At 41.2% G+C, this 17,489-nt stretch carries 11 protein-coding genes; 5 read left to right on the top strand and 6 right to left on the bottom strand.

Translation table 11 applies throughout. The features are described from left to right. The first annotated feature begins 56 nt into the window (after positions 1 to 56). Entirely contained in the window at positions 57 to 1,562 is a 1,506-nt protein-coding gene (locus tag IPJ09_15655; GenBank protein ID MBK7372844.1) for a DUF1593 domain-containing protein, read from the top strand. A 69-nt stretch (positions 1,563 to 1,631) separates the two neighbouring features. On the opposite strand, the gene IPJ09_15650 is transcribed toward IPJ09_15655, so the two are convergent. From IPJ09_15650 to IPJ09_15640, 3 genes are all read right to left on the bottom strand, one after another. Further along, positions 1,632 to 3,056: a DUF1501 domain-containing protein gene (locus IPJ09_15650; GenBank protein ID MBK7372843.1), complete on the bottom strand. Its 1,425-nt coding sequence runs from the start codon at positions 3,054 to 3,056 to the stop codon at positions 1,632 to 1,634. Beyond that, positions 3,053 to 5,524, bottom strand: coding sequence for a DUF1549 domain-containing protein (locus IPJ09_15645; GenBank protein ID MBK7372842.1), 2,472 nt, complete (start codon positions 5,522 to 5,524; stop codon positions 3,053 to 3,055). The genes IPJ09_15650 and IPJ09_15645 overlap by 4 nt, the downstream gene beginning before the upstream one ends. 320 nt (positions 5,525 to 5,844) lie before the next feature. Next, positions 5,845 to 6,216, bottom strand: coding sequence for a LytTR family transcriptional regulator (locus IPJ09_15640; GenBank protein ID MBK7372841.1), 372 nt, complete (start codon positions 6,214 to 6,216; stop codon positions 5,845 to 5,847). A 79-nt stretch (positions 6,217 to 6,295) separates the two neighbouring features. Between IPJ09_15640 and IPJ09_15635 the strand changes: the two genes are divergently transcribed. Together IPJ09_15635 and IPJ09_15630 are read left to right on the top strand one after the other, a co-directional pair. Beyond that, positions 6,296 to 6,889, top strand: a complete 594-nt coding sequence (locus tag IPJ09_15635) for a sigma-70 family RNA polymerase sigma factor (GenBank protein ID MBK7372840.1) — start codon at positions 6,296 to 6,298, stop codon at positions 6,887 to 6,889. Positions 6,890 to 6,896: 7 nt separating this feature from the next. Next, a complete protein-coding gene (locus IPJ09_15630) occupies positions 6,897 to 7,649 on the top strand; it encodes a hypothetical protein (protein MBK7372839.1) in 753 nt (250 codons plus the stop codon). Between the two features lie 20 nt (positions 7,650 to 7,669). On the opposite strand, the gene IPJ09_15625 is transcribed toward IPJ09_15630, so the two are convergent. Continuing rightward, a complete protein-coding gene (locus IPJ09_15625) occupies positions 7,670 to 10,687 on the bottom strand; it encodes a CHAT domain-containing protein (GenBank protein ID MBK7372838.1) in 3,018 nt (1,005 codons plus the stop codon). Between the two features lie 214 nt (positions 10,688 to 10,901). Between IPJ09_15625 and IPJ09_15620 the strand changes: the two genes are divergently transcribed. Next, on the top strand, positions 10,902 to 11,051 hold the full coding sequence (locus IPJ09_15620; GenBank protein ID MBK7372837.1) for a hypothetical protein: 150 nt from the start codon (positions 10,902 to 10,904) through the stop codon (positions 11,049 to 11,051). Between the two features lie 192 nt (positions 11,052 to 11,243). Here IPJ09_15620 and IPJ09_15615 read toward each other — a convergent pair whose 3' ends face one another. Beyond that, the gene (locus IPJ09_15615; GenBank protein ID MBK7372836.1) at positions 11,244 to 14,072 is read right to left on the bottom strand and encodes a glycoside hydrolase family 2 protein; all 2,829 of its coding nucleotides are present in this window, start codon (positions 14,070 to 14,072) and stop codon (positions 11,244 to 11,246) included. Positions 14,073 to 14,338: 266 nt separating this feature from the next. Between IPJ09_15615 and IPJ09_15610 the strand changes: the two genes are divergently transcribed. Next, complete coding sequence (locus IPJ09_15610; protein MBK7372835.1) at positions 14,339 to 15,763, top strand: AAA family ATPase; 1,425 nt, start codon at positions 14,339 to 14,341, stop codon at positions 15,761 to 15,763. A gap of 260 nt (positions 15,764 to 16,023) precedes the next feature. On the opposite strand, the gene IPJ09_15605 is transcribed toward IPJ09_15610, so the two are convergent. Next, on the bottom strand, positions 16,024 to 17,487 hold the full coding sequence (locus IPJ09_15605) for a polysaccharide biosynthesis C-terminal domain-containing protein (GenBank protein ID MBK7372834.1): 1,464 nt from the start codon (positions 17,485 to 17,487) through the stop codon (positions 16,024 to 16,026). Between the last annotated feature and the right edge of the window lie 2 nt (positions 17,488 to 17,489).

Genomic DNA, 17,489 nt, shown 5'->3' with positions numbered 1-17,489 from the left:
GTAGAAGTATAGATCGGGTATAAAGTAAAGATAAGGTGCATTAACTTAGCACTTGCATGGCAAAACATTCATTACTCCTACTCTTGTTGATGACCTCTACGATCGTGATGAGCCAGTCTACCCTGTCTGTCCAGCCCCGCACAATCGTCACCACCGACGGGGAGATCGATGATGTAGATTCTTTCATCAGGATGTTATTGTATGCCAATGAGTATAAGCTGGAAGGACTCATCTACAGTGCTTCGATGTGGCACTACAAAGGTGATGATCACGGCACACCATTTATATCTGAGATGGAGATGACCAAAAAGTTATATGGACAAAAGACCTCGCTTCGCTGGCCCGGTACTCAATGGATGCAAGGGTTGATAGACGCCTATGAACAAGTATATCCCAATTTGAGTACCCATGACCGGAGATTTCCAACTGCTGATTATTTACGCAGCCTGATCAAAGTGGGCAATATAGATTTTGAAGGAGAAATGAATCAGGATACGGAAGGCTCTGATTTTATTAAAGCGCTCTTATTGGCTAATGATCCTTCACCGGTATACATTCAAGTCTGGGGTGGCACCAATACTGTCGCACGTGCCTTAAAATCCATCGAGGCTGAATATCAAGACAGCAACCAATGGAAAGTTATTTATCAAAAGGTCTGTCAAAAAACTATTTTATTTACCATACTGGATCAGGATGCTACCTACAAAAAATATATTGCTCCACATTGGCCCGGTATTAAAGTCATGTACAATGCACACCAGTTTGCCTGTCTCGCTTATCCCTGGAAGCGGCAGGTACCGCAGGAAATGCAAACCTACCTCGAGGGAAAATTCATGAGTGAGCAAATCATACAGGGCCACGGCCCTTTGACCAAAATGTATTACAGTTATGGAGATGGTCAGAAACAAGCTGGTGACGACGAACACATTCACGGAGATCCCACAAAATTAAAAAATACCTATTGGGGTAGTTTTGAAAAATATGACTTTATTTCTGAAGGTGACTCGCCTGCATTTCTACACCTGGTAGATGTCGGACTTGATAACCTGGATCATCCGGAATACGGAGGCTGGGGCGGCCGCCTGATACAATCCTGGGTCGATCCTTCGCGTTGGGAAGACGGTGATCTGGTAGCTGAACTCAATCCTTATACTCAAAAATTTGATCCTGCTTATCCTCAAACCCGTTGGCTGCCGGCACTTCAACAAGATTTTGCCTCCCGCGCTGATTGGTGTGTGAAAAAATATTCTGAAGCCAATCATCCCCCGCAGATCATGGTCCATAAAAAAATTATATCCGCATCTCCGGGTAAAAAATTAAAACTACAAGCCAGCTACTCCGATCCGGATAAAAATAAAGTCCAAATCAAATGGTGGAACTACAAAGAAGTCGGTCACAGCGAATCAGTCGCAACTTTGCAGCAAAACAATGCTGGAAAAGCCCTGATTAAAATACCTGTAACGGCAGTCAAAGGAGATACTTTTCATTTTATCGCAGAGGGCACGGATGATGGGGTGCCTGCTTTGACGAGGTATCAGCGGGTGATTGTGATGGTGCAATAACATTTAAATCGCAATCCTTCTCTTACTGTTATGGCTATCCTGGTATAGCATATGGGTTAGAAATGTAGCCTACCCAAACACCCCCTCAATACTCTTCCCCTTTCCATCCGGTGTCGTATAAAACGGCCTCGCCTCCACCACATAATTAGTCTCCGGAGATATACCCATGGCTTGATAGATCGTCTGATGTACCTGGTCTATCACGATGGGCTCAGTAATAGCGCTGAAGGGTCTTTCGGTAGCAGTCTGCCCGATCACATGACCTTTCTTAATACCACCGCCCCATAGTAGCATACTACATCCCTCCGTAAAGTGACGATGCATACCATAGTGTTTGGGTTCAGTGATTTTATCGGGTACCACTACCTGGTCTTTTACTTTAGAACCTGGTCTGCCTTCGGTAAGCATGTCACGACTAAACTCTGAGGCCAGAATAACGAGGGTACGATCTAATAAACCTGACTGATGCAAATCATGGATCAAAGTACTGATGGGTCGGTCGATAGCTTCCTTCATCTTTACCATGCGGGCATGTCCGTTTTCATGGGTATCCCACCCGAGGAAGGGCTCATATTCAGTGGTGACACTGACAAATCGTGCTCCGCGCTCCACGAGTCGCTTAGCCATGAGACAACCTAAGCCAAACCGGCCGGTATTGTATTGAGCATATGCTTCTTTGGGTTCCTGGCTGAGGTCAAAGGCTTTGGCTTCTGGTGATTTTAATAAAGCATATGACTTTTCCATAGACCGGATGTAGGATTCCTGTTGATATTCATGTGCATGACTCAAGGGACCTTGCTCTGCTATATCCTTAAATAATTTTTGCCTTCGTTCGAATCGCTTTAAATCCATGCCGGGTGGCGGTGAAATACTTTCTAGCCCGGCTTCTGGATCAGGTATGATAAATGGCGCATATTCCGATCCCAGGAATCCCGCGGAGTGAAATGCTTTTAATTCTTCGCCTTCACCTACAGTAAATCGTTGGCCAATGTCTATAAAGGGCGGTATGATTCCATTCTTAGATCCGAGTTCCTTAGCGATCCATGCACCGATATGCGGTGGTTGAAAAGCTTGGGGAGGTTGATAGCAGGTATGCCAATGATATTGATGTCGGGTATGCAAAATAAAACCCAAATCTGCTGCGCGATAGGATCGGATCAGTGTACCCTTGTCCATAGTACTGGCTATGCCTTCGAGACCTTCAGAAAATTGAACGCCATCCAATGCAGTAGGTATAGATTTAAATGTACTGATTACCGATTTGCTCTCCATTCCTGTATTGAATGGTGTGTACGTTTTGGGATCAAAAGTTTCTGTATGGGCCATGCCACCGGCCATCCATAATAAGATTACTGAGTCTGCAGTAGCATTTAATTTTTGGCGAGCACTACATGAAGTCAAAAATGAACTTGTGGAAATGCCTGTAGCAAGTGAAGCCAGGGTGGCTTGCTTCATTTTTTCCAAAAACTCGCGGCGGGTTAGATCATTGTTCATATAAATTGGAATTCCGGTGAAACAAATATTCCCCAAATCAAATCCTCTACTCCAGTCTTATTGTCGGCCATTTTTAAAAAGTTATTCATTGTAGCCAATTCCTTGCTATCCGGTAGCCGGCACAGTAAGGATAAATATAACTGGCGAATGAGTTCATCTGTATCGGATCTATATTTTTCTGACCATCGAAGCGCGCCTTCTGCTATCCGTTGATGCATCAGCGGATGATTAGTCAATGTGATGGATTGAAGTAATCCGGGTTCTTCGTTTCTTCGGGTTGTTACATTTTCACGGGTAGGCCTGCCCATAGCCAATTGAAAAGGATCTGCTTTTACCTGTGAAGCTCGCATTAAATACTGCTGACTGCCATCGATATTAAACCGAATAAATTTTCCCCATGGACTTTTATTAAAACTTGCATATCGATATGCCTTTTTCCACGATCCGTCATTAAAAACAATTTGATTCCAGGAAGCATTCGCTATACTATCCGTGCTAAGCCATGAATCATCAGAATAAATGTTAATCGTATCCTGTCGATCAGAAATAATACGGGCATGTACTAAGACTCCTGCGGGATTAGCCATAAAGCCATCATTTTCGGCTTCTATGGCAACTATATTTTTGCCAGCTTGTAAATACGCTGAGATATCTGTCGTGGTAAATTTCCGAATATCGGTGCCGTGGAGGATTTCGTGCCCGTTTAAATATGCAGTGAATTTGTAATCGGCAGTGGCGATTAATTTTGCTGATTCTATTTTTTGAGCAGTAGGGAGTGTAAACGATTTTCTTAGGTACACTTTCCCGGGTTCAGGTAATACGGTACGGTCATATTTTAGGGTGTGATGCCAGATCCAATAAGCAGGTACGTTCATGTTATTGGGATCAAATGCTGCCCCCTCATACATCGGCTCTATCACCTGGCTAATGGCATCTGCCATTTGCTCAGCATGTATTTTTCGATATGCAGGACCTTTAAAAATAAAGCCGGGTTGATTCATGCGACTGGAGGGTCCATAATCTACCGGTGCTAATTGATAAGTCTTCGATGTCAGCATTAATGCGATCAAATTTTTAATAGAGGTACCCTTATCTCTAAAATCAGCAGCTAAATAATCCAATAGATTCTGATCCCATGCTTTTTGATCCATATCATCTAAGGGACCGATAATACCCCGACCAAAAAAACAATGCCAGATACGATTGACTATCGTCCTGTACAATCTTCCATTAGATGGTTGAGTGATCAAGTTAGCCAACTGTGCTAATCGATCATTTAAACTATCGGCTGTAATGACTCCTAATTCAGGTGATATAAAGGCTGGTTGCGCAAATTTGCCGATAGGGGCATCACATCGATGCATCTCCAGTGGCTTCGTGGAAAAGATACTGGCAAAGCCATAGGATTGTTCTAAAGTGATATTGTTTACAAAACTATTATGACAGGATGCACATTTGAGGTTGATGCCCAAAAGGCTTTGTGATACATTTTGTGCAGCCTGCATTTCGGTTCGTTGACTTGAATTGACTTCTCCTCTCCATGCGATGCCTTTGATAAACCCTTCTGATCCGGGATTGGGATGGATCAGATCTTTGACCATAGATATATAAGTGCTGTCATTTTTTAGCGAATGATATAACCAACTGGTGATTTGCTTCCTGCCTTCTGTGATAAATCCCGGGCCACTGTAATCATTACGCAGTAAATCATTCCAATAGCTTAACCAATGCAAGGTATAGGCTTCGTTTCTCGATAGCAACTGATGCACTATCTTTTCTCTTTTGTCCGGACTTTTATCATTGTTGAAAATAATTACTTCATCCGGTGTGGGCAATAATCCGGTTACATCCAAAAAAACTTTTCTTATAAAAGTTCCGTCAGCTATTAACTCAGGCCATTTGATTTTATTCTTTCTGAAATAGTCATCTACCAAAATATCTACAGGATTAGAAAACGATTTACTTTTTGGCAGGGTAGGTTTAACAAGACTCAAGGGAGCTTCATAAAACAATTTGGTTTTTTGAGTAGACCAGATAGCTCCTTTATCTATCCATAATGCAATGGCTTTGATTTGAAAGGGAGTAAGCGGTTCACCTTTTGAAGGCATAGCATCATGATGGCCTTGGGGTAGTTTTATTCTTCTGATGATTTCGCTCCTGGATGCTTTCCCTTTAATCAAAATAGGTCCATCCTCACCCCCATCCATCACTCCTTCATAATAATCTAAGGCAAGTTCCCCTTTCATTTTTTCTGAGCTATGACAGGAAAAACATTTAGTGGTCCAGATGGCTCTGATCTTTAGATTTAAATTTTCAAGGTTGACTGTTGATGGGTCTTGTTTTACTTTATTGACGATATCTACTAATTCTGGATCTTCCTGTCCAGTAGGTGAATCGGATTTAAAATAATATACTGCAATAGCTAAGGTTACAAGTAAGATGAATAATATAGGTTTGAGGGCAGTCACGACTCCGGGTTTTTATCGCATCAAGGTAAGAAATTAGGGGGAAATTTTTTGTCGCTATGTTCACTGACCCTTTTCATTGCATACTATAACTAAATATCTATTTTTGATATCTATCAAACCTGAAACCCCAATCCATCCTTTTAATCCGTGAAATGCTGGGGGTCAATGTTATTGCGCCAGAGCAGATGCACCTAGGATGAAGACACCATAATGTCCAGAAGTAGTTCGATACAAAAGCGTATTCATGCTTAAGTAAGTAAAGTTTAGTCGAATTGAATAAATCCTTGCCAATCATCAAAGTCTAAAAGGATCAATGCCCTTTACCCATGCCCGTGTAACATTATTTTCAAAAATTCCGCCTTCTTATACCGGGACACCGGGATGATCACCCCATTCATCAATGTAATATTACCGCCATCCCCTTTTTCATATTGCACGATTTCAGCAGTATTGACCAGGTATTGGTGGTGGATTCTAAAGAAATGATGGGCTGTCAATAATTCCTCCATTTTCTTCATGGACTTCGAGGCTATAAAACTTTTTCCGCTTTTGAGATGAAGGGTGACAAAATTGCCATTGGACTGACAATAATATATGTCTTCGATCAGTATAAATCGCAATCCATCTTTCATCGGCATAGCGACCCTGGTGGTTTGACAGAAAGATTTCTTTTCTTGTCTGGTGGTAGGCATAATCATTTTGGGTTTTTAAGACTTTATACCTCCCCACTTCAATTTGTTACCATTCAAACTAAATTTTTTGTAAATTGTCATGTACAAAACCAGCATGACTAAGTTAATACCCTTAACTGATGCAGACATTATCTCCGGGATTAAAAAGGATGACTCCAACATCATAGCCTGGGTATTCAATCATTTTAAAAATCCAGTTCAACAAGTATTGATCAAATATGGGGCCAGCCCCGAAGAAGCCCAGGATCATTATATGGATGGTCTGGAAGCGCTGTATATCAATATTACCCGTAAAGGACTGGTACTGGACAAAGCCAGTTTCAGCACGTATTTACACCAGGTATGCCTGCATCACTGGTTCAAAACTTTAAGAAGAAAAAAACTGCACTCACAGGTAACAAATGGAGATGTCGGTGTACATAGTGATATGACTGATCTGTTAGAAGATATCAACCAGGTGGCACGTATCAAACTGTATAGAGAAAAACTAGCTCTGCTGAGCCCTGAGTGCCAAAAAGTTCTGCACGCAGCGCTCATCGAAGAGGAAAGCATGAAAAACATTGGAGAAAAAATGGGTTACACCGAAGGATTCGCCCGCAAGAAAAAATATGAATGCAAAGAAAAACTCTTTAAATTAATCAAACAGGACCCAATTTATTCAGAATTGATCTGACTTATACATGACTACAGAAGAATCATATGACCACATCGAAAGGTACCTCAGGGGCGAATTGACCGGGGAAGAAAAGTTGCTTTTTGAAAAAGAATTGTCGACCAATACCGCATTGGCTGAGGGTTTGCGTATGCATGAAGACTTAAAGTTTTCGCTCGATAATAATTTCAGAAACACTTTATTGAATATACCATACCTTTCATCAGATCACTCCCAACCCGGCTCGCTCCCCAAAACCAACTGGATTCAGATCTGGAGCCTGGCGGCTAGTTTTTTGTTAATCGTTAGTCTTGGTCTCCTGATATACCAGTTGAACAAAAAAACAGACCCCAATATCCTGTATGCACTATACTTTAAACCGCCCATAGCACTCAGTCCCGAGCTGAGTGCTAACAGAGGTGCATCCAATCCCGATGGTGTTCCTGGTTCGCTGGAGCAGTATTTGTACACTGCCGATAGATATTATATGGCCGGGCAATATGACGAAGCCATTCAAGCACTCTTAAGTTATCCAAATAATGGAAATAGTCAGCGCATTCAATTCCAGCTGGGATTACTCTACCTGGCTGTTGACCGACCTGCTGATGCTTTAATTCATTTTAACAAGGTCACCCAATATAGTCCTGCTGATAATACCTGGTACAAATCTTTGACCTTATTAAAACTAAATCGGATGGATGAGGCAAAAAAAGAGCTGCAGACCTTAGTTAGTAATGAAAAATGGGGGGCTTCTGCCATAAAATTATTGAAACAAATCTGATGCCCTGTTTATTATTATTATTAGCCAAAATGGCCTTTTCTTCTGATCATAACTATGCTAATTATGATGATAGACAGCAAAAGGATCGTTATTAAGATTCCTTTGGTTAAAAACTTATTACCAAAATCCATAGCTTCATTATCCCCTATCAATACTAATCCGGCCCAATAATAGGGATGTTTTAATTCAGGAGGTGCAGTTTGCAGATAATCCAGCTTGGATTGTCTCAAGGCATCCGCTTTCCCCATACCTGCTTTTAACTTTTTCAAAAACCCTACGACGATATCTTTCGTGCTGGCATCATTGGCGGGCCATAGGCTCATCACTATGTTTTTACACCCTGCTGCTTTAAAGGCCCTGGCCAGGGACTGCACTCCATCACCCCGACGATAGAGCCCTACTCCGGTATTACAAGCGCTGAGAATCGCAAGTTCGGATTTGAGTTGCTGTTCATTGAGTTCGTAGGCATAGAGAGGTTGTTGGGTAGAATCATGTTTAAAAAATAATTGAGAATAATCAGGATTTTGGTCATCTGTGATGGCATGCATCGCCAGGTGCAGGATCCGGGAGTCTTTGCTGTTATTCAAAAATGTTTGTTTGTCAACCTTAGTGCCTATAAAAGAGCGACCATTAAATAATTGAGCACTTTCGATGACTTCAGGAATATTAAATTTTAATGGACCCAACATTGCCCTGGCACTATTATATATTTCTTCCAGCATAACTGCTTCTTCGCCCGTGACATTGACCTTGTCGTTACTCGCATACTCCGGAGCGAAACCGGTATAAGAAAAATCAGCTGTCGAAAACGCCTCTTTTATTAACATTTGTGCTGAATATTCATATTGAATGCTATGGTGATCAATAAGCCTGCCCTGATCATCTCTTAATAATTCAAAGGGAAATCTATACAATATTCCATCCGGTATAATGATCAGTGACTTACCGGCTATTACATCTTTAAACGGGCTTAAGAGCATCTGATACCCTTCTTTATCAGGGGTTTGCGTCAATGAGGAGCCCCCTGGTTTTCTTATGTTTTCCACAAAATCACTCAATAATTTCTTTTGCTCAGGACCGTAAGGAATACATCTGGAAACAAAGGTGTCCGGGGCAATGACTGAGGCATTGATAAATTCATCTCCTACGAAATAATCTATCAGACATGCTTTTTTTCGCTTTAACAGTGTTTTGATTTTTTCCATCGGATAATCGATACGATCATTGGGATTATAGGCGACCTGGAGTGTCTGGGTGAACTTTTCCCGTAATTCTTCCAATTGGGCAGTGTATTCTACTAATGAATTATCCAGGTTTTTAATAATTTCATCTTTACGAACAGCAGAGTCTCTTTTTTCGTCTTTGATTCTTATTTTTATTCTTTCGATCATACTTTCAAGTTCCATCACACTGGAGACATTTTCAAGTTCATTTCGATCATTTAGGATTTTAGTGTTAAGGATTGATTTTTTAAGAGATATTGCTTTGATGCCGTCTGACCATTGCATCATTTTCATAAAATAGTCTTGGTTTCGGGTTTTTTCATATAGTGAATTGGCTAATCTGATGGCCTTTTCATAGATGGGGTAATCTGTTTCATCACTGAGTATTTTGGATTCTGTTGTAAAATTTCTCTCCTGTAGGAAGATGGACCCTTTGTGGTAAAAATCGAACAGATTGAGTAGTTTATCTGCATAGCTGATGGTTTGCTTCTGAGTCCATTGCATCTTGGCCATTATTTCAACCTTGAGAAAGTATAATATCTGCTGGGCTTCGTTTGGTTTTAGATTATCCCAACTAAGATTTCTGGTCAATAATTTTTTATAGTTTTCTTCGGAAAGTATTAGTTGATACGATGAGTCACAAAAGGAGATAGCTTTCTCGGAATTAGTTTGACCGTCTAGTTCAGCACTTAATAAGAAGTACTTAGCTAATAAAAACCGCTTATCTTCATTTTGGCTAATTTGCCAGGAATCTAAAACATTCTTTGCAGCCTCCAAATTGCCCCTTCTTATCAAGGTATAAATCTTAGTTTTAATTGCTTCTTGAGAATATTTTTTTCCTGTTACTAAATCAAGATGCTGATTAATACTATCAAGATATGCGGATGACTGTTGGCTGTTGCCCTTTCTTCTAAAATATTCAGATTGATTTCCAAAGTATGATAGTTTCGTATAAATTCTAGCTACGGAGTCCTTTTTAATAACTTGTTTGTATTCCTCTACCTTATTTAAATACGCCACAAAATTATCCCTATCTAAATAGTGCCAAGAGGCATCTAGTACATTCCAGGCATGTGCTCTTGGAATATTGGTCAAGAAAGTATTCTTCCATTTTGGAAAACGATTAATATAATGGGTTACACGCTTCATACTATCATTTGTCAATGGGTTCTGGGTCTGATTATACATCTGATATTGATAGCTGATAATATTTCTCGCCTTTTGCCTAAACAAACTCCCTTTGGCAATATCTCCAATTGCATAATAATAAGCCCCCATATTTCCATACCCATAAGCCAAATAAATATCTACACTGTCACATATCTTCCTCCGTATTCTAAAAGAGCGAAACAGATATTCTCTTTCTTTAGCTAAATCTCCTATAAAATAATAATAAAAAGAAAGCTTATTAAGACACATCGTAGTCAATAAATAATCCTCTCCGAAATGCTCCAGGCAGACATGCAGTGATTTTTTCAGGTAAGGATAACAACTATCATACATATCATTCATTTGATAGGCATATCCCACCTCAAATAATATCTCTGCATAGGTAGCCCATACTAATGAGTCATCAGTCTGAGCGGCCAGCTTTTCGATGATTGGTAGGGCCAGCTTGCCTGAGTCTATGGATTCTTTTTTAATAAAATTGTCAGCGGTTTTGATGAGGAGCTCGTACGCGCGTGAGAAGTCGGTTTCGAAGGTGGGAGTTTTTGTTTCTTTCTTGGCGGGTATAAGTGTGTTAGAGGTGCAGGTGCTGAAAAGGAAGGTTATGGTTGCACTAGCTATTAGGGACAAAAGGAGCTTTGTGTACATATAGAAGTGTTTTTAGGGGATAGGAAGATAAGGAGAGTTTTTGGGGATATATAGTTGTGAGAGGAAAATGGATTGGTGGTATGATTTATCGGATATTAAGTAGGATTCCGTACATAACTAACAGTATCCCATAAATCATACAATAAATATTCGGAGACTGAGACTGTTCAATGAAGTGTGTCAAACTAGGTAAACAAAATAAAAAATTTGACAAATGGAAAATAGAAAGAACAAATTTGATTTTGAAGCTTTTGCTAAGCAAGCTTCAGAAGCTTTAAAATCAGGCAAACCTATGGTCGGTGGGAAGGTATATTTACGACTTTGCTTAAAATTTGGCCGCTACATCAAATGCCTAATAGCATGAGATACATGCCGAAAAAGACCTAAGACCCATATGAAACAGATTTACTTAGCTACTATTAAAGCTCAAACAAAATGGAAGGGAACCATTTTTCCTGGAACGTTATTCGACTTGAATTATATCATTATTTTGGATCTCGATTCATAAATGCTGACACACTTTATGAACACTACCATCAGATAACTGGCATTTCATTCACTTCACCTCAACCCCACTCCAGCTCACCGGACCCATCATTCCCCATTTCCCCAATTCCCAATTTTTCGCAGTAAATAATCCATCCGCTCCCCTGTTTGCCCTTAACCTCGCAGGCATATTGACATTGTAAAACTTTTTCCAGGGTTGATCATGCTGTTCCATATAGATGATGCGATTGGCCATTGTACTGGAGACAATGATCTCGAGTTTATTTTTTCTTTTGTGGAAAGCGGATGCCGGTATGATGGCTTTGTATTCAGGACCCAGGCAGTTAGCCACTGGCAAGTCATTGAGTATGACGGATACTGTACCTCGGACTTCACCCAGATCTAAAAGATAATATAGGGATTTTTTTACCGGGGGGTTACACACCAGGTTATAAGACACGGTGCCTGAAAAATATCGGTCATCTCCGGTCAGTAGTTGTGACCAATCACGGAGAGATTTGGTTTTGATCGTTTGTGGCATTGACGGTCCACCAGATATAAAATCAATGGTCCACTTTCCTTTCATCGATATTTTTTCAGCATTTGATACATACTCAGGATAGAAGTCACCGGAAACCGCCTGATCACTGGTCGATAGGATGATCGTAGATCCGGGAGCAAGTGATATCCTGACTTTGATGCCGTGAGATTCTTCTTGCAGTTTGGCTATTCCAGCGGTCAATGTCATGGGATCGTAGAGAATCGCTGAAGCAGCTTTAGTGTTCAATGGCACCCATTCTTCGACTTTTTTAGTAGAGCTGTTTTTAATGAAATAATAATGATCTGCGCCGATGACCCTACGGACACACTCCAGTCCCATGGCATATAATCCCTCTTCATGATGTATATTTTCTTTAGCTAATAGTTTGATCAGATCGTCCCCTTTTAATAAATTTTTATACCTGATTCGATCCCAATCACTGACGATTGACTTGTACTGTCCATAGTTGGTCGTATTATCCATATAGCCGCAACCATGCAGCGAAGACTGGTGCAGGATGATGCTTGCCCCTTGCCGTATCAGACGATCGAGTTGGAGCAAAGTATTTAACGGCATTCGTGCTACTCCACTGATCACCAAAGACTGATATTCCCCTCCGGGGGAGTGTAGTGCACCATCAGCGAAGGTGATATCCATAATCTGGTGGTCACTGACCAGGTCCCAACTATAACCTTTGGAGGTCATCAGCGCTGCAGATTTTTTAAATACAGTACTATCATAGCCCTGCATCCCATCATAATGATGCAATAATTCTTTACCTGGCTCATAATTGCGATCAGCAAAGGGAAAATATAAGAGAACATGATTGTCCGACTTGCCCTGCTGCAAAAAACTCTGACATCGGGTGATATAGTCGTTTAAGGTTTTAAAGTCATGCCATTGCGGATTGGTCGGCTGTAAATGCACGGAGGCATAAAACAACCATCCCGGCCAGGGATCATCCTTGGGTGAATATGCAGTACCATGATATACAATATGATTGACACCACCAAGGAAGTAATTGTCTACCGATGCTTTTACATCAGCCAGGGTAGACACAAAATGTTCATCGAGCCAGGTGGCTGCTTCGGCAGATACTACATTTTTTCCGGTAATATGGGCCGCCGAACTGGCAAATTTATACCGCAGGAGTTCGGTGCCTTCGGTTTCTGGAATATCAATGGCCGAATACAAGTCAAGGATATTGGCCGGAGCACCATGTGATTGGTTGCGTACGATTTTATTTTTGTTATGTGCCCAGTTTTTCCAGGGAATAGTAAAATGATCCAACAGTAAGTCATCGATAGTCTGCCTGTAGTCATACAATATACCCAACGAATATTCATCATTACCACCACCCAATAGAGCCAGCAAATGGTTTTTTAAATCATATCCTCGTCTGCTACTAAATTCATCAAAAAAATCCTCTGTCCAGTTGCTTTGTCCCCGGGCATCATCTACTTCGTAGGAGTCATTAAAAAAAGCTCTGAGTCCGGAGAGGTCCATAGAACCGAATGCCTGATCAAAACGACTCAGATATTTATTTAAATGGGCAGTCGAAAAATGATCGATCACTTCGCCTTCGCCACCGGGTGCTGCCCGTTCTACCATTTTGCCATGCCACCCCATGAAGATAGCATAGAGGTTCCAATGGCCTTGCGGAGCAGTCCAGTCTAAGACTCCGTCGGTGGAAACTTTATCGGTCAGTTCAATGGATTGTCCATCCTCTGAGTATGCCATCAAGGTATGGAGCGGTAGGCGTTTTTTAAATTTTACCTGATCGAGGGCCAGGGTTTGAAGATTTTTATTGGCACTGATGGGCTGGACCAGATCTTCTATTTTGATTCGTGCACCGGGCAAAAGTGCAGGATCCTGCATAGTTCCTTTTGTTGGTTCGGTCTTGTAGATTCCTTGTGTTTCATAGATCTGATTGCCTACTGCTCGCACCAAAGGCTCCTGGATAAAGCGGATAGTGTCACTCAGACGCTGACCGACGGAAAGGGTATATCGCTTGAATTCAAAGTTTTTGCAGGCTTCTATCTCCGTGATACCCGGTCCACCGCCGAAAGGCCAACCGGTGCCTGTCGCCATATCGATACCCAGATCCAATCGTTTGCCCTCTTTTAAAGTATGCGCAAAAACCTCCATCCACCGTGGAGACAGGTAATCGATGAATTGATTTTCAAATCCTGCTACGCCGTAGATCGGTGTGATCTCGACTCCTCCTAATCCAGCCTGTTGGTATAACTCCATACAACGGGTAAGGTCTTTTTCGTTGACAGCGCTGCCTTGCCACCACCAGCGGGTCCAGGGTCGGGTAGTATGATCGATGGGTGGCCAATGGAGTTGTGCAGCCATCAAAAAGGGGATACAGCAGACAATATATACAGCCAGAGCTCTTTTCAAAATCATCATGGAAAGTATGAAAATATGACCGGGTAGCTCATAGATAGAGGTGATTGTTTTTAAATATTTTATCGGTCTCGGAGATTTTAGACCTGAATGAAGGAACTATATCCAGCCAAAATTGACAAAAAACAGATGTTTTGGCTGATTATAAATAATTATATCCAGCCAAAATCGATAAAAAACAGGTACTTTGGCTGATTATAAAATTACACTAGATGGATCTTATAGGCAGAAAAGAAGAGCAGCTTATTCTAAAACATTGTTATCAATCTACACAATCCAGGCTCGTGGCCATCTATGGCAGAAGGAGAATCGGCAAGACCTTTTTAGTTAGAAAATATTTTGACCATAAAATAAGGTTCGAAGTATCTGGTTTGTATCGTGGCAATATGTCAGATCAATTAGCCCATTTTTCACAGGCCATAGCGCGAGCAGGTTTTGTACCAGCTTCTTTGACCCCACCTGCTACCTGGATGTCAGCCTTTTCACTGTTGGCTTTATATCTTGACCAGTTCAAAGATGGATCAAAAAAGATAATTTTCATCGATGAATTGCCCTGGTTTGATACACCGAGGTCTAAGTTTTTAATGGCTTTCGAAAATTTTTGGAACGAATACTGTAGCCGGAGAAACGATGTGATGGTCATTATTTGTGGCTCTGCTGCGTCCTGGATGATAAAAAAAATCATGAATAACAAAGGTGGACTGCACAACAGGGTTTCAGAAAAAATCCACTTAGCGCCATTTACATTAGCCGAGACGGAAAAGTTTCTCATAATAAAAGGAATCCGATGGAGTCAATATGACATCGCTCAACTTTATATGACTACAGGAGGTATACCCTATTATCTTGATGCAATCAGAAAAGGAGAAAGTGTGACTCAATTTATAGACAGAGCCTGTTTTACTGAACAGGGAGTATTATATGCAGAGTACGAAAACCTTTATGAATCCTTATTTGCTGATAGCGAACATCACAGAACCGTAGTGGCTCTATTGGCGGGTCATAAACAAGGGTTGTTGCGTGATCAGATTATCCTAAAAACGAAATTGCGCACAGGTGGAACGATGACTAAGATTTTGGACGAATTGGAAAAATCGGGTTTCATAAGAACCATGATTCCTTTTGGCAAAAACAAAAATAAAGCCTTGTACAAACTGAATGATTTCTTCAGCTTGTTTTATTTTAAGTTCATGGCCCGTGGCAACAAAAGAATGAAAAATGAATGGTCCAAAATAGTTACCGGTTCATCCTGGCAAAGTTGGTCAGGTCTGGCGTTTGAGCGACTGTGTTTTGCCCATATACCTCAAATCAAAAATGCATTGGGACTATCGGTCATCCAATCAGCCATTTCATGTTGGCAGAGCCAGTCCATAGATGAAGGCGCCCAAATCGACATGATCATCGATCGGTCTGACGGTGTGATCAATGCATGTGAAATAAAATTTTCCAAAACCGAATTTGTTATTGATAAAGCGTACGCTAAAAATCTCAGGAACAAATTGAGCAGCCTGGAAACCACTGTTAAAAAGAAAAATATTTTCCTGACGATGATCTCCACATTCGGCACGGTTGATAATGAATATTACAAAGAGTTAGTACAAAGTGAGGTGACTTTGGAGGACTTATTTAGAGAATGAACTAGTCTTGTATCTGGCTGCGTGGCAGTAGTAGATAAAAATTTTAGTCGCAGTGAAATAGCTAATTGTATTTGCAGATTTTCAATCAGCAATTAATGAAAGAAGTCATCGCCACCCATCATACTTTCTTTTTCAAATAATCTGGGTGTGATGGCATTCCAACGCGTATGCACGTAGTCAGCACTGTAAGTTGGCAAGCTATCAAAAAATAAAATTATATAATTAATTTGATAAACAACATATTGTGTGTTAACAGGCTTTTATGTTTGGTTTTGCCGAGCTAACACCGTTTTCACCAAAGGCCAATTAAATAAAACCACAAACCCCAACATCCAAAGTGTGTGAATCGCAAACTTCGCCACCAGGCCAGGCTCCAGCCAACGATCCATGCCGGAGACTATCAAATAAACTGATACTCCAACGATCATCACCGACACTATTTTACCCAATTCATAGGGGATTGGATAAAACCGCTGCCCCCACGCATACGTGACGATGGTCATACCTGCGTAGCAGATCAGCATAGCCCAGGCCGTACCTATATAAGAGTATTTCGGTACCAGTATCAGGTTGAATACAATCGTCAATGCTACACCGATCACCGCCGAGTACATACCGTATCTGGTGCGATCGGTGAGTCTGTACCAATTGGATACATTATAATAGATGCCGAGGAATACATTGGCCATTAATACGATGGGCACGACTCCGATGGCTTGTAAATAAGCCGGTGTACGTACAATATACTGTTTGAAAAAATCAAGATATAACAAGACACCTACGAACCCAATCATCATGAACTGGGTAAAATAAGTAGTGATTTGACTATAATCTTTTTTGGCATCAGCTGCATGCATATGTTTGAAAAAAAATGGTTCTGCGGCATATCTGAATGCCTGTACGAATAAAGAAATAAACACTGCAAACTTGATACAGGCATTATACTCCCCCATAGCGTTTTGCCTGTCGACCAGGGTGCCGGGGGACAACCAGCCAAGAAACTGCCTGGTCATCGCATCATTGATCACAGCCGACAAAGCAACAATAAGAAGAGGCCAGGCATAGGACAATATCTTCTTGAGTTCTGCTTGATTAAAACTAAAGCCTTCGAACAAATACTCTTTTGACAAGAGGATTAAGGTGACCAGGCTGGCAAAAAGGTTAGCGACAAACACATAGACCAACAAATCCTGTGCATCAGCAATACCATGTCTCGGTCGCCAAAGTAAAAAATAAACATTGAGCAGGAGATTGATGACAATATTGACAAATTTGATCAAAACGAATTTGATCGGTCTTTTTTGAAGGCGCAGCCGTGCAAAAGGCAATTCGCAGATGGCATCGAGGGCGACGATCCCTGCGGCATATTTCACCAGGTGTCCATAACCCTCAATATCCAACCAGCCGGCGATCTGATCACTGAAAAGGAGCACCACAATAGAAAAAGCAATCGCCGTGATTAAAGTAAAGACTTTGGCGTTGGCATAGGAGCTACTCTTGTCATCATTGCTGGTATACCTGAAATAAGAGGCCTCCATCCTAAAGGTATACAGGACCACACCCAGTGCGATCCATGCGTACAATTGTCCCACCACCCCATAGTCACCACGGTTTTTGAACACCTCTGTATGGATGGGGACCAAAATAAAATTGACCATCCTGGCGAGGATACTGCTGACACCATACAAGGCGGTTTCGCCGGCTAATTTTTTAAATACTGACAAGG

The organism is Saprospiraceae bacterium (genome assembly GCA_016709995.1).
Taxonomy (GTDB): Bacteria; Bacteroidota; Bacteroidia; order Chitinophagales; family Saprospiraceae; genus JADJLQ01.
This window is presented reverse-complemented; position numbering and strand designations above follow the sequence as displayed.